The sequence below is a fragment of the Pseudomonas sp. NBRC 111138 genome, assembly GCF_001320835.1.
Taxonomy (GTDB): domain Bacteria; phylum Pseudomonadota; class Gammaproteobacteria; order Pseudomonadales; family Pseudomonadaceae; genus Aquipseudomonas; species Aquipseudomonas paracarnis.
On sequence record NZ_BCBO01000031.1, the window covers coordinates 15,375 to 28,769 of the forward strand.

Here is a 13,395-nt window from a genome sequence, read left to right on the forward strand (position 1 = left end):
CTCATTGATGTGACAGATAACCCCTGCCAGGCATCGTATTGAGCACCCAGTCAGCTGACGGGCGAAGCGGGCATTTGATAATTGTTTGCATTTGAACGTCAAGGCACTTAAGGATTGAAATGAAGCTTCTCTGCACCTCAGGCGACCTCGCCCCCAACAGCAGCCGCGGTTTTGATATCGATGGCCACAGGCTGTTGGCGGTGCGTCGGGACGGCATTGCGTACTTCTATCTCAACCGCTGCCCTCATCGCGGCATCCCGCTGGAATGGCAACCTGATCGCTTCCTCGACGACAGCGCCAGCCTGATCCAATGCGCCACCCATGGCGCATTGTTCCTGATTGAAAGCGGCGAGTGCATCGCCGGGCCCTGCGCAGGCCAACACCTCACGGCCCTGCCCGGCCGTGAAGACGAACAGGGATTGTGGGTCGATCTCTAGTCGCCCAGCAGCACCTTCAACCGACGCTCGACGTAAATCTCCTGCGGCGTGACCCGTACGCCGTAGGCGAGCACCTCCACACCTGCAGCCTTGGCCTCACGTAGCGCCGCCGCATAACCGGCGTCGATTTCCACAGCCGGGCGGACCGCGTCGATCCCCGACAGGTTCACGCAATACAACTGCACCGCCCGTATACCGTCGCGAGCCAGATGAGCCAGCTCACGCAAGTGCTTGGCACCGCGCTGCGTCACCGCATCGGGGAAAGCCGCCACTGAGCTGCCATCAAAGCCCAGGGTGACGCTTTTGACCTCGACAAACGCAGCGCCTTGGGGGTAATCCAGGCGAAAGTCGATGCGGCTTTTCTCCTGGCCATAAGGCACCTCACGCTTCAACGCGGTAAAGCCGTTGAGTTCAGTGATCACACCGGCCAGCAGGGCTTCTTCCACCAATTGATTGGCACGCGCGGTGTTGACGCACGCCAGCCGGCCCTGGGGCGTTTCGGCAATTTCCCACGTGCCCGGCAGCTTGCGCTTGGGGTCAGTGGAACGGCTGAACCAGACCTGGCCACCTTCGACCATGCAGTTGAGCATCGAACCGGTGTTAGGGCAGTGAATGGTGAGCAACTCGCCGGTAACGGTTTCGATATCGGTGAGAAAGCGCTTGTAGCGGCGGATCAGCCGCCCTTCTTCAAGAGGAGGATTAAAACGCATCAGCCTTGCCAACTCCGCAAACCACGGGCAATCCGCTCCACCGCTTCTTGCAGCCGATCAAGGTTTTGCGTGTAGGCAAAACGCACATGGTGCCCCGCCTGGTAGCGACCGAAATCCAACCCGGGCGTAAAGGCCACATGTTCGGTTTCGAGGAAATGCCGGCAAAACGCGAAGGCATCGCCGCCGAACGCGCTGATATCGGCATACAGATAAAAAGCACCTTCGGGCTCCACGGCGATACCGAACCCCAGCTCACGCAGGGCCGGCAGCAGGAAGTCACGGCGGCGACCAAATTCGGCACGGCGCTGCTCCAGAATCTCCAGGGTTTGCGGGGTGAAACAGGCCAAGGCGGCATGCTGGGCCATGCTTGGCGCACTGATGTAGAGGTTCTGCGCCAATTTCTCCAGTTCACCCACCGCTTCAGGGGGGGCCACCAGCCAACCGAGGCGCCAGCCGGTCATGCCGAAATACTTCGAAAAACTATTCAGGACAAAGGCGTCATCATCGACTTCCAGCACGCTGGCGGCGTCGGTGCCGTAGGTGAGTCCGTGATAAATCTCGTCGACCACCAGGTGACCGTTGCGCGCCTTGATGGCGCCCGACAGCCCAGCCAACTCGTCCCGGGTGAGGATCGTGCCGGTGGGGTTGGCGGGCGATGCCACCAATGCACCGACACTGTCCTGGTCCCAATGCCTGGCCACCAGATCGGCGGTCAACTGGTAGCGTACGTCTGGGCCGACCGGCACCAACTGCGCCGCGCCTTCCACAAGGCGCAGGAAGTGCCGGTTGCAGGGGTAGCCTGGGTCCGCCAGCAGCCAATGCTTACCCGGATCCACCAGCAAACTGCTGGCCAGCAATAACGCGCCGGAGCCACCGGGGGTGACCAGAATGCGCTGCGGGTCGATGCTCAATCCGTAGCGTTGCTGGTAGAAACCACTGATGGCCTCGCGCAACTCGGGCAAGCCGCGGGCGGCGGTGTAGCGCGTTTTACCGTTTGCCAACGCCGCTTGGCCGGCCTGTATGATCGGCTCGGCGGTGGTGAAGTCCGGCTCGCCGATTTCCAGGTGGATCACGTCGTGACCGGCTGCCTGCAGCTCATTGGCACGCGCCAGTAACGCCATGACATGAAAAGGTTCGATGGCGCGACTACGCGCACTGTAGGGCTGAGCCATTAGCCTTCCTTAGACGGTGAGGACAAAATCTGGATTCTACCGAACCCTCACGGTAAAACATGCTCTATTGCCTGATTGGGGCTGCAAGTGCACCCTGCGCGCGCTCGTAAAACAGCTAAAATCAACATTCGAGGCGATACATACCCAGTCATGGCGGGCTGCTGCGGTTTGCAACCCCTTTGCCTTGGGCCTCGACAACCGGGAGTAGCGCACCCTGAATCTATCTGGTAAGTTCGCCCGCTTGCAGCCGCAGGGCCGGCAGGTGTCGGTGACGTTGCAATCCTGCGCAATGGATTAGAAGAGTGAGAGGCGGTCTATTCATGTCCACCCAAGCAAAGCAACAGCAGACTCAAGGCCTCGGCGGCTTCGAACCCTATGTCGAAAAAAAGGGCGAGGAGTACATGGGCGAGCCCATGCGCGAGCACTTCACCAAGATCCTCAACAAGTGGAAACAGGACTTGATGCAGGAAGTCGACCGTACGGTTGACCATATGAAGGATGAAGCGGCCAACTTCCCTGACCCGGCCGATCGCGCCAGCCAGGAAGAAGAGTTCGCCCTCGAACTGCGCGCCCGCGATCGCGAGCGCAAGTTGATCAAGAAGATCGACAAGACCCTGCAACTGATCAAAGACGAAGAATACGGCTGGTGTGAATCCTGCGGCGTCGAAATCGGTATTCGCCGACTGGAAGCCCGTCCAACCGCGGACCTGTGCGTAGACTGCAAGACCTTGGCTGAAATCAAGGAAAAACAGGTCGGCAAGTAACTTTGCCGAGCTGAACGAATGGAGCGTGCGAACGCTCCATTTTTGTTTCTGGCGTTTACCGGTTATGCAGTAGTATCCGGGCCATGACAGCCTCTACCTATATTGGGCGTTTCGCCCCCACACCCAGCGGCCATTTGCACTTCGGTTCCCTGGTTGCCGCCCTCGCCTCCTACCTCGATGCACGCGCCCACCACGGCCGTTGGTTGATGCGCATGGAAGACCTTGACCCTCCCCGTGAAGAGCCCGGCGCTCAGGCGGCGATCCTGCATGCGCTGGAAAGCTATGGCTTTGAATGGGATGGCGAACTGGTTCGCCAGAGCGAGCGGCATGATGCCTACGCTAAAGTGCTCAACGACCTGTTCAACCACGGCCTGGCCTACGCCTGCACCTGCTCGCGCAAGCAATTGGAGCCCTACAACGGGATTTACCCAGGCTTGTGCCGCAATGCCGGCCACGAACAGCAGGATGCCGCGATCCGCCTGCGCGTGCCCGAGTTGGAATATCACTTTGTCGACCGCGTCCAGGGCGAGTTCCGGCAACATCTGGGGCGCGGTGCCGGCGACTTCATCATTCGTCGGCGCGATGGCCTCTACGCCTACCAACTGGCGGTGGTGCTCGACGACGCCTGGCAAGGTGTAACCGATATCGTACGCGGCGCCGACCTGCTCGACTCCACGCCGCGCCAGCTTTACTTGCAAGAACTGCTCGGCCTGCGCCAACCCCGTTACTTGCACGTGCCGCTGATCGTGCAGCCAGACGGCAACAAGCTGGGCAAGTCCTACCGCTCTCCACCGTTGACAGCCGACCAGGCCACGCCTTTGCTGCTCAGAGCGCTGCGTGCCCTTGGCCAACAGCCCGACGCGCAGTTGCAGTACGCCAGCCCACGAGAACTGCTGGATTGGGGCATTGCACACTGGGACGCCACCCGCATCCCGCGCACACTGACCCTGGCCGAAGCGCAATTGAGTTGAAGGCGCTTGCAGGTTGCCCATCATCCGTTAACATCGCGGCAGATTTTTAATCAGAGGCCAACATGTACATCTATCGTTTGGTCCTGCTGCTGGTCGTCGGGATCTACCTGTTCTCCCCCGCCATCATGGATTGGTGGATCGACGCCACGGGCGCCTGGTATCGCCCTTATCTGCTATGGCTGATCCTGATCGTCGTGACCTTCATCCTGCAGAGCCAAAAAGATGCCGATGAGCTTTAGTCTCGCCCAGATGCTGCTGATCAGCGCCGCCTACCTGGCTGCGTTATTCGGCGTGGCCTGGATCAGTGAGCGCGGAATGATTCCGCGGGCGATCATTCGCCATCCGTTGACCTACACCTTGTCCCTGGGCGTCTACGCCAGTGCCTGGGCGTTCTACGGCACGGTGGGGCTGGCCTATCAGTACGGCTACGGCTTTCTCTCCAGTTACCTGGGGGTGTCCGGCGCGTTCCTGTTGGCGCCGGTGCTACTGTATCCGATCCTGAAAATCACCCGGACTTACCAGCTGTCCTCCCTGGCAGACCTGTTCGCCTTTCGCTTTCGCAGCACCTGGGCCGGCGCGCTGACCACGATCTTCATGTTGATCGGCGTGCTGCCGTTGCTGGCCCTGCAGATCCAGGCGGTGGCTGACTCCATCAGCATCCTGACCCGCGAGCCCGTGCAACATCGGGTTGCCCTGGCGTTCTGCGCGCTGATCACCTTGTTCACCATCTTCTTTGGCTCTCGCCATATCGCCACCCGCGAGAAACACCAGGGCCTGGTGTTTGCGATTGCCTTTGAGTCGGTCATCAAGCTGATCGCCATCGGCGGTGTCGGTCTTTATGCGCTCTACGGCGTGTTCGACGGCCCCCAACAGCTGGAGCTGTGGCTGCTGCAAAACCAGACCGCCCTCGCCGCCTTGCATACGCCCTTGCAGGAAGGCCCATGGCGTACGCTGCTGCTGGTGTTCTTCGCCTCGGCGATCGTGATGCCGCACATGTACCACATGACCTTCACCGAGAACCTCAACCCGCGCTCGTTGGTCAGCGCCAGCTGGGGCTTGCCGCTGTTCCTGTTGCTGATGAGCCTGGCGGTGCCGCTGATCCTGTGGGCCGGCCTGAAACTGGGGGCCACCACCAACCCTGAGTATTTCACCCTGGGCATCGGTATTGCCGCCAACAGCCCGGCTCTGGCGCTGCTGGCCTATGTCGGGGGGTTGTCGGCCGCCAGCGGGTTGATCATCGTCACCACCCTGGCACTCTCGGGCATGGCGCTCAATCACTTGGTACTGCCGCTGTACCAGCCGCCGGCCGAGGGCAATATCTACCGTTGGTTGAAATGGACCCGACGCGCGCTGATCGTCGCGATCATCATGGCCGGCTACGCGTTTTATCTGCTGCTGGGCGCCGGGCAAGACCTGGCCAACCTCGGCATCGTCGCGTTTGTCGCCACGTTGCAATTTCTGCCGGGCGTGTTGTCGGTGCTGTACTGGCCGACCGCCAATCGCCGTGGCTTCATTGCAGGGCTGCTGGCCGGGATCCTGGTGTGGACCGTGACCATGCTGCTACCGCTGGTCGGCAACTTGCAGGGCTTCTATATCCCCTTGCTGAACATGATTTACGTGCTGGACGACACCAGTTGGCACATGGCTGCAATCGCCTCGCTGGCCGCCAACGTACTGATGTTCACCCTGATCTCGCTGTTCACCAACGCCAGCGCCGAAGAAACCAGCGCCGCCGAAGCCTGCGCGGTGGATAACGTGCGCCGCCCGCAACGCCGCGAACTGCATGCGGCCTCGCCCCAAGAGTTCGCCACACAACTGGCCAAGCCCCTGGGTGCCAAGGCCGCACAAAAGGAAGTCGAACAGGCGCTGCGCGACCTCTACCTGCCATTTGACGAGCGCCGCCCCTATGCCCTGCGCCGCCTGCGTGACCGTATCGAAGCCAACCTGTCCGGGTTGATGGGGCCGAGCGTGTCCCAGGACATGGTGGAAACCTTCTTGCCCTACAAGGCCGGTGGCGAAAACTACGTCACCGAAGACATCCACTTCATCGAAAGCCGGCTGGAGGATTACCACTCGCGCCTCACGGGCCTGGCGGCCGAACTCGATGCCCTGCGCCGTTACCACCGCCAGACTCTGCAGGAACTGCCGATGGGCGTGTGTTCCCTGGCCAAGGACCAGGAAATCCTGATGTGGAACAAGGCCATGGAAGAACTCACCGGCATCGCCGCCCAGCGGGTGGTGGGTTCGCGCCTCAATACCCTGGGCGATCCCTGGAAAGAGCTGCTGCAGGGTTTCATCAACCTGCCAGACGAGCACTTGCACAAACAGCACTTGGCCCTCGACGGCCAGACCCGCTGGCTCAACTTGCACAAAGCGGCCATCGACGAACCTCTGGCGCCGGGTAACAGCGGCCTGGTGCTGCTGGTAGAAGATTTGACCGATACACAGATGCTCGAAGACAAGCTGGTGCACTCCGAACGCCTGGCCAGCATTGGGCGCCTGGCGGCCGGCGTTGCTCATGAAATCGGTAACCCGATCACCGGTATCGCCTGCCTGGCGCAAAACCTGCGGGAAGAGCGTGAAGAAGACGGGGAAATCACCGAAATCAGCGGGCAAATCCTTGAACAGACCAAGCGGGTTTCACGCATCGTCCAGTCGTTGATGAGCTTTGCCCACTCCGGCGCCCATCAGAATCAGGACGAAGCGGTGTGCCTGGCCGAAGTGGCCCAGGATGCCATTGGGCTGTTGGCCTTGAACCGGCGCAATTTCGAAGTACAGTTCTTTAACCTGTGCGATCCGGAGCATTGGGTCGATGGCGACTCACAACGCCTGGCCCAGGTGCTGATCAACCTGCTGTCCAACGCCCGCGACGCGTCGCCGGCCGGCAGTGCTGTACGCGTCAAGAGCGAGGCTTTCGAGCACACGGTCGACCTGATCGTGGAAGACGAAGGCAGCGGCATTCCACAGAACATCATGGACCGATTGTTCGAACCCTTCTTCACCACCAAGGACCCCGGTGAAGGTACCGGTCTGGGCCTTGCACTGGTCTATTCCATCGTTGAAGAGCATTATGGACAAATCACCATCGACAGCCCGGCTGACACACAAAGCCAACGCGGCACCCGTATCCGGGTGACCTTGCCGCGTCATGTCGAAGCGACGTCCGCTGTGAACTGAGACCGTCGAGAGAATTGAATCAATGCCGCACATTTTGATCGTCGAAGACGAAACCATTATCCGCTCTGCCTTGCGTCGCCTGCTTGAACGTAATCAGTACCAGGTCAGCGAAGCCGGCTCGGTGCAGGAAGCCCAAGAGCGATTCAGCATTCCCACGTTCGACCTGATTGTCAGTGACCTGCGCCTGCCAGGCGCCCCGGGCACCGAGCTGATCAAGCTGGGCCAGGGCACCCCGGTGCTGATCATGACCAGCTACGCCAGCCTGCGCTCGGCGGTGGACTCGATGAAGATGGGCGCGGTGGATTACATCGCCAAGCCCTTCGATCACGACGAAATGCTCCAGGCCGTGGCCCGCATCCTGCGTGACCGTGTGTCGGCCAGCATTGCGCCTGCCGAGCCACGCCCCACCGGCAAGACCAGCGGCGCCGAAAAACCAGGCGCCAACAACAGCAATGGCGAGATCGGCATCATCGGCTCCTGCCCTCCGATGCAGGACTTGTACAGCAAGATCCGCAAGGTGGCGCCAACCGACTCCAATGTATTGATCCAGGGCGAGTCGGGCACCGGCAAAGAGCTGGTGGCCCGCGCCCTGCACAACCTGTCCAAGCGCGCCAAGGCGCCGATGATCTCGGTGAACTGCGCGGCGATCCCCGAATCCCTGATCGAGTCCGAGCTGTTCGGCCACGAGAAAGGTGCGTTCACTGGCGCCAGCGCCGGGCGTGCGGGCCTGGTGGAGGCCGCGGACGGCGGCACCTTGTTCCTTGATGAAATTGGCGAGCTGCCCCTGGAAGCCCAAGCGCGTTTGCTGCGCGTGCTGCAGGAAGGCGAAATTCGTCGCGTGGGTTCGGTGCAATCGCAGAAGGTCGATGTTCGATTGATCGCGGCGACACACCGAGACCTGAAGAGCCTGGCCAAGATCGGCCAGTTCCGTGAGGACTTGTATTACCGCCTGCATGTCATCGCGCTCAAATTGCCGGCCCTGCGCGAGCGCGGCGCCGACGTCAACGAAATCGCCAACGCGTTCCTGTTGCGTCAAGGCGCACGCATTGACCGCACCGACCTGAAGTTTGCCGCGGACGCCGAGCAGGCGATCCGTCACTACTCGTGGCCAGGGAACGTGCGTGAGCTGGAGAACGCCGTCGAGCGCGCCGTGATTCTGTCGGAGAGCCCGGAGATTTCTGCCGAGTTGCTGGGCATCGACATCGAGCTCAGCGACCTGGATGACGACGACTTCATCGGCCTGGCCCCGCAGCAGGGCGGCGGTAGCAATACCAGCCATGAGCCGACGGAAGATTTGTCACTGGAAGACTACTTCCAGCACTTCGTGCTCGAGCATCAGGACCATATGACCGAGACCGAACTGGCCCGCAAACTGGGTGTAAGTCGCAAGTGTTTGTGGGAACGGCGTCAGCGCCTGGGCATTCCACGGCGCAAGACCGGGGTGGCCAGCGAAAGCTGAGAGCGCAGCCCCACAGGTAACACCTGCTGATGTGAAAAAACTGTTACCGCTGAATTTTCACGTAACAAAAGCCGGGGCTTACGGTAACGAAGCCCCGGCTTTTTTTTGGCCCTCAATCTGGCGAAACCAGCCCAAACCCCCGGTTTTGCTGGACGGCGCAAAAGTTGGCACGCACCCTGCTATATGCTTAGTACAAAAACAATAACAAGCTTTGTACAAGACAATAAAAATAAGACGAATCGACTCACGCATAACAAAAACAACACGGCGGAGGCGCAGCTAACTGATTCTTTTGGAGAGGCGTTGCATTTGGGGCTTGCCCCGCAACCAGGCCGAGAACAACAAAAACTGCCCTAAGGCAGAGCCTGAACTGGTTGGATCGTAGATCAGCAACACAGCGACCAAAGCAATCCGTTTGCTCTTGGCTCCCGATTGGGAGTGTCATGAAGGAAGCTTCGTGGCGAGGGCGATCAACAAAAACAAGAAGCCCGACATCAATAATAAAAATAGAGCACGCAACTACTTCTGGGGGAGCTTCGGCTCCCCTTGTAGTTTCCGGGATTTGACCTTCAAACGCTTATGGCGCAATGCCTTTAGCTTGTTCCTACACCATCCCCTGACTAAATGCTAGAATCCCCGCCCATCATGCGGTCATTCTTCGTTATGGCCGAACATTCCTTCAAACAGTGCATCCCATGCTGAAGAAGTTGTTCCAGTCATTCCGTTCTCCCTTGCGTCGAACGCAACACAAACGCAGCACGCCTGAAGTGCTCAATAGCAGCCAGCATTCGCTGCAGCGCGCTCAATTCAGCCGTTATGCAGTGAACATCGTCGAACGTTTGCAGAACGCCGGCTACCAGGCCTACCTGGTGGGTGGTTGCGTACGCGACATGCTGCTCAACATCACGCCCAAGGATTTCGACGTCGCCACCAGCGCCACGCCTGAACAAGTGCGCGCCGAGTTTCGTAATGCACGAATCATCGGCCGGCGCTTCAAGCTGGTGCATATCCACTTTGGTCGCGAAATCATCGAGGTCGCAACGTTCCGCGCCGGTCACCCGCAAAACGATGAAGAGGAGGACACTAACCAGTCTTCCCGCAACGAGAGCGGGCGCATCCTGCGCGATAACGTGTATGGCACCCTGGAAGAGGACGCGCAACGTCGCGACTTCACCATCAACGCCTTGTATTACGACCCGGTCAGCGAGCGCATCCTCGATTACGCCAACGGCGTACACGACATTCGCAACAACCTGATCCGGCTGATCGGCGATCCTACGCAGCGCTACCAGGAAGACCCGGTGCGCATGCTGCGTGCCGTGCGATTCGCCGCCAAGCTCAACTTCGGCATCGAAAAACACACCGCCGCGCCGATTCGCGAACTGGCGCCGATGCTGCGGGAAATCCCCTCGGCACGCCTGTTTGAGGAAGTGCTCAAGCTGTTCCTTTCGGGCTACGCCGCCGACACCTTTGAAATGCTGGTGGACCTGCAGTTGTTCGACCCCCTGTTCCCGGCCAGCGCCGAGGCCTTGGAGTACAACCCGACGTACACCCACACCTTGATCAGCGAAGCCTTGATCAACACCGACCTGCGCATCAAGCAGAACAAACCGGTGACCCCGGCGTTCCTGTTTGCCGCCTTGTTGTGGCCGGCCCTGCCCAAACGCGTACTGCGCCTGCAGGACCGTGGCATGCCGCCGATCCCGGCCATGCAGGAAGCGGCTCACGAGCTGATCGCCGAACAGTGCCAACGCATCGCCATCCCCAAACGTTTCACCATGCCGATCCGCGAAATCTGGGACATGCAGGAGCGCCTGCCACGCCGCAGCGGCAAGCGCGCCGATCTGTTGCTGGACAACCCGCGCTTCCGTGCCGGCTACGACTTCCTGCTGCTACGCGAAAGCGCGGGCGAGCAGACCGATGGCCTGGGCGAATGGTGGACCGATTATCAGGACGCCAATGACAGCCAGCGCCGCGAAATGATTCGTGAACTGGGCAGCAAAGGTGATAGCGCCGGCGAAGGCCCGAAAAAGCGTCGCCGCAGCGGCACCAAGCGTAAACGCAGCAGTGCCGATGCCTCGGGCGCTGCGGGCGAATAAACGTGGAACGTATCTACATCGGCATGGGCAGCAACCTGGCTGCCCCGGAGCAACAATTGCGCAGCGCGATCGAGGCGCTGGCGCAATTGCCTGGCACTCAGCTCGCCGGTGTGTCCGCCTTCTATCAAAGCGATTCACTGCTGCCCGGCCAGCCGCCCTACACCAACGCCGTTGCGGCGCTGGACAGTCACCTGCCGCCATTGGACCTGCTCGATGCGCTGCAAGCCATCGAAAACGATCAGGGCCGCGAACGCCTGGAACGCTGGGGCCCGCGCACCTTGGACCTGGATATCCTGCTGTTCGGTGATCGCCTGATCGATGAGCCGCGCCTCAAGGTGCCGCACTACCAGATGCATCTGCGCGCGTTTGTGCTGTATCCGTTGGCTGAGTTGGCGCCAGCCGACCTGCAGCTGCCTGACGGCCAGCGTTTGAGCGACCTGCTCACCGCCTGCCCGTTCGTCGGCCTGGAACGCCTCCCTCAAGAATGACCCGGTCAATGTGGGAGCTGACTTGCCTGCGATGCAAGCGACCCGGTGTATCAGCCACACCGAGGTGATGCCATCGCAGGCAAGCCAGCTCCCACATTGGATTCAGTGCGGCCAAAACCCGTGCTCAACTTGCTGAATCGCGTCAGTAACAGCGGTAACACCGCCATCGTAACAATGCGGTAACACATCCAATTGACTTCCCGTGTCCTCCTCACGACTATAGGCGTCCCGCTGCCGCCAACCCGGCGCGACAGGGCGCAATCCAGGCCTTATAAGCACTGCTTTCAAGACAGTGCGCCTGTATAAACGAAGACTCACGCGCGTTACTCGCTGTTTCCAAGCGCCTGAACGAGGACCCTTTCATGCCAGACATTACCCTGACCACCTTGCAGAGCCTCAAGCTCAAAGGTGAAAAAATCACCATGCTGACCTGCTATGACGCCACCTTCGCCCACGCCAGCTGCCAGGCTGGCGTCGAAGTGCTGCTGGTGGGCGACTCCCTGGGCATGGTTCTTCAAGGGAATGACAGCACGCTGCCTGTGACCACCGATGAACTCGCCTACCACACCGCCAGCGTCAAGCGTGGCAACGATGGCGCCTTTATCATCGCGGACCTGCCGTTCATGGGTTACGCCACCCTTGAGCAAACCTTCCTGAACGCCGGAAAGCTGATGCAGGCCGGCGCGCACATGATCAAAGTCGAAGGAGCCGTGTGGCTGGCCGAGTCGATCCGGCTGCTGGCCGAGCGCGGCGTGCCAGTGTGCGCGCACATGGGCCTGACACCGCAGTCGGTGAATATCCTCGGTGGCTACAAGGTTCAGGGCCGCAATGAAGCCCAGGCCCGCCAGATGCGCGCCGATGCCATCGCCCTGGAACAGGCCGGTGCAGCGATGATTCTGCTGGAGTGCGTGCCTAGCGAACTGGCTGCCGAAATCACCCAGGCCGTCAAAGTGCCCGTGATCGGGATTGGCGCCGGTTCCGCCACCGACGGCCAGGTGCTGGTCCTGCACGACATGCTCGGCCTGTCGATCACCGGCCACGTGCCCAAGTTCGTGAAGAACTTCATGGCTGGCCAGGACAGCATCCACGCCGCCCTGAGCGCCTACGTCAGCGAAGTCAAAAACGTGACGTTCCCAGGCGTTGAACACGGATTCTCGGCATGAACACCGTTAAAACCGTCCGCGAACTGCGGGCTGCCGTAACCCACGCCCGTAGCGCCGGCAAGCGCATCGGCTTTGTACCCACCATGGGCAACCTGCACAGCGGCCACGCCACCCTGGTGACCAAGGCCGCGCAGCAAGCGGATTTCGTGGTGGCGAGCATTTTCGTCAACCCGCTGCAATTCGGTGCTGGCGAAGACCTGGACAAATACCCGCGCACGTTGGCCGCCGACCAGGAAAAACTCCTGCAGGCGGGCTGCAACCTGCTGTTCGCGCCCACGGTCGAGGAAATGTACCCCGATGGCATGAACGGCCAGACCCGCGTCAGCGTGCCTCAGCTGTCCGAAGGCTTGTGCGGCGCCAGCCGCCCAGGGCACTTTGAAGGGGTGGCCACGGTGGTCAGCAAGCTGTTCAACATGGTCCAGCCGGACATGGCCGTATTTGGCCAGAAGGACTACCAGCAGTTGGCGGTGATCCGCGCCATGGTCCGCGACCTGAACATGCCGATCCAGATCATCGGCGAGCCTACCGTGCGCGCCGAGGACGGCCTCGCGCTGTCATCACGCAACGGTTACCTCACCGAGGAGCAACGTGCGGTCGCGCCAGTGCTGTACCGCGCGCTCAGCCAGATCGCCACGGCCATCCAGGGCGGCGATCATGATTTTGCCAGGCTTCGCGCCGAGCACATTCAGCAGATTGAAGCCGCAGGGCTGCGCATGGACTACCTGGAAGTGCGCCAAGGCGTACATCTGCGCCCGGCCACGGCTGAAGATCGTGATGTGGTGATCCTGGTCGCCGCTTATCTGGGGGCAACACGCCTCATCGATAACCTGCACCTGAACCTCGCCTGACCCCCGCTTTACCCTCAACCTGTTGCCCCGACGGCTGTGCCGGTATAAAAAAGTACCGGCCACAGCGCAGACAAAGCCAAGACATATCCACACGCTAGGTTTAATGT

At 60.7% G+C, this 13,395-nt stretch carries 12 protein-coding genes; 10 read left to right on the top strand and 2 right to left on the bottom strand.

Going from position 1 to position 13,395, the window contains the following annotated elements; translation table 11 throughout:
- Positions 1 to 119: 119 nt before the first annotated feature.
- On the top strand, positions 120 to 437 hold the full coding sequence (locus tag APH41_RS05830; RefSeq protein WP_054917955.1) for a Rieske (2Fe-2S) protein: 318 nt from the start codon (positions 120 to 122) through the stop codon (positions 435 to 437).
- Here APH41_RS05830 and sfsA read toward each other — a convergent pair.
- Together sfsA and APH41_RS05840 are read right to left on the bottom strand one after the other, a co-directional pair.
- The gene (sfsA, locus tag APH41_RS05835) at positions 434 to 1,147 is read right to left on the bottom strand and encodes a DNA/RNA nuclease SfsA (RefSeq protein ID WP_014719939.1); all 714 of its coding nucleotides are present in this window, start codon (positions 1,145 to 1,147) and stop codon (positions 434 to 436) included. The genes APH41_RS05830 and sfsA overlap by 4 nt on opposite strands.
- Positions 1,147 to 2,319 carry a pyridoxal phosphate-dependent aminotransferase gene (locus APH41_RS05840; protein WP_054898029.1) on the bottom strand — a complete coding sequence of 391 codons (1,173 nt, stop codon included), beginning with the start codon at positions 2,317 to 2,319 and terminating at the stop codon, positions 1,147 to 1,149. The genes sfsA and APH41_RS05840 overlap by 1 nt, the downstream gene beginning before the upstream one ends.
- A 320-nt stretch (positions 2,320 to 2,639) precedes the next feature.
- Between APH41_RS05840 and dksA the strand changes: the two genes are divergently transcribed.
- The 9 genes from dksA to panC all read left to right on the top strand — a co-directional run bounded on the left by dksA (position 2,640) and on the right by panC (position 13,288).
- Positions 2,640 to 3,083 (top strand): RNA polymerase-binding protein DksA, encoded by a 444-nt coding sequence (gene dksA, locus APH41_RS05845; RefSeq protein ID WP_003194150.1) that lies wholly within the window; start codon positions 2,640 to 2,642, stop codon positions 3,081 to 3,083.
- Between the two features lie 83 nt (positions 3,084 to 3,166).
- Positions 3,167 to 4,054, top strand: coding sequence for a tRNA glutamyl-Q(34) synthetase GluQRS (gluQRS, locus tag APH41_RS05850; protein WP_054917957.1), 888 nt, complete (start codon positions 3,167 to 3,169; stop codon positions 4,052 to 4,054).
- A 62-nt stretch (positions 4,055 to 4,116) separates the two neighbouring features.
- Positions 4,117 to 4,293, top strand: a complete 177-nt coding sequence (locus APH41_RS28725; RefSeq protein WP_003176118.1) for a hypothetical protein — start codon at positions 4,117 to 4,119, stop codon at positions 4,291 to 4,293.
- The gene (locus APH41_RS05860) at positions 4,277 to 7,231 is read left to right on the top strand and encodes a sensor histidine kinase (protein WP_177333552.1); all 2,955 of its coding nucleotides are present in this window, start codon (positions 4,277 to 4,279) and stop codon (positions 7,229 to 7,231) included. Before APH41_RS28725 ends, APH41_RS05860 begins: the two co-directional genes overlap by 17 nt.
- A gap of 22 nt (positions 7,232 to 7,253) precedes the next feature.
- The gene (locus APH41_RS05865) at positions 7,254 to 8,690 is read left to right on the top strand and encodes a sigma-54 dependent transcriptional regulator (protein ID WP_054917962.1); all 1,437 of its coding nucleotides are present in this window, start codon (positions 7,254 to 7,256) and stop codon (positions 8,688 to 8,690) included.
- 695 nt (positions 8,691 to 9,385) lie between these two features.
- Positions 9,386 to 10,789, top strand: coding sequence for a polynucleotide adenylyltransferase PcnB (locus tag APH41_RS05870; protein WP_003194157.1), 1,404 nt, complete (start codon positions 9,386 to 9,388; stop codon positions 10,787 to 10,789).
- A gap of 2 nt (positions 10,790 to 10,791) precedes the next feature.
- Positions 10,792 to 11,277 (top strand): 2-amino-4-hydroxy-6-hydroxymethyldihydropteridine diphosphokinase, encoded by a 486-nt coding sequence (gene folK / locus APH41_RS05875; RefSeq protein ID WP_054917964.1) that lies wholly within the window; start codon positions 10,792 to 10,794, stop codon positions 11,275 to 11,277.
- Between the two features lie 362 nt (positions 11,278 to 11,639).
- The gene (panB, locus tag APH41_RS05880; protein ID WP_034127012.1) at positions 11,640 to 12,440 is read left to right on the top strand and encodes a 3-methyl-2-oxobutanoate hydroxymethyltransferase; all 801 of its coding nucleotides are present in this window, start codon (positions 11,640 to 11,642) and stop codon (positions 12,438 to 12,440) included.
- A complete protein-coding gene (gene panC, locus APH41_RS05885; RefSeq protein WP_014719945.1) occupies positions 12,437 to 13,288 on the top strand; it encodes a pantoate--beta-alanine ligase in 852 nt (283 codons plus the stop codon). The genes panB and panC overlap by 4 nt, the downstream gene beginning before the upstream one ends.
- Positions 13,289 to 13,395 lie beyond the last annotated feature (107 nt).

Coding starts and splice junctions, on each gene's coding strand:
- APH41_RS05830 (WP_054917955.1), top strand. CDS start 120: ATGAAGCTTCTCTGCACCTCAGGCGACCTCGCCCCCAACAGCAGCCGC.
- sfsA (WP_014719939.1), bottom strand. CDS start 1,147: ATGCGTTTTAATCCTCCTCTTGAAGAAGGGCGGCTGATCCGCCGCTAC.
- APH41_RS05840 (WP_054898029.1), bottom strand. CDS start 2,319: ATGGCTCAGCCCTACAGTGCGCGTAGTCGCGCCATCGAACCTTTTCAT.
- dksA (WP_003194150.1), top strand. CDS start 2,640: ATGTCCACCCAAGCAAAGCAACAGCAGACTCAAGGCCTCGGCGGCTTC.
- gluQRS (WP_054917957.1), top strand. CDS start 3,167: ATGACAGCCTCTACCTATATTGGGCGTTTCGCCCCCACACCCAGCGGC.
- APH41_RS28725 (WP_003176118.1), top strand. CDS start 4,117: ATGTACATCTATCGTTTGGTCCTGCTGCTGGTCGTCGGGATCTACCTG.
- APH41_RS05860 (WP_177333552.1), top strand. CDS start 4,277: ATGCCGATGAGCTTTAGTCTCGCCCAGATGCTGCTGATCAGCGCCGCC.
- APH41_RS05865 (WP_054917962.1), top strand. CDS start 7,254: ATGCCGCACATTTTGATCGTCGAAGACGAAACCATTATCCGCTCTGCC.
- APH41_RS05870 (WP_003194157.1), top strand. CDS start 9,386: ATGCTGAAGAAGTTGTTCCAGTCATTCCGTTCTCCCTTGCGTCGAACG.
- panB (WP_034127012.1), top strand. CDS start 11,640: ATGCCAGACATTACCCTGACCACCTTGCAGAGCCTCAAGCTCAAAGGT.
- panC (WP_014719945.1), top strand. CDS start 12,437: ATGAACACCGTTAAAACCGTCCGCGAACTGCGGGCTGCCGTAACCCAC.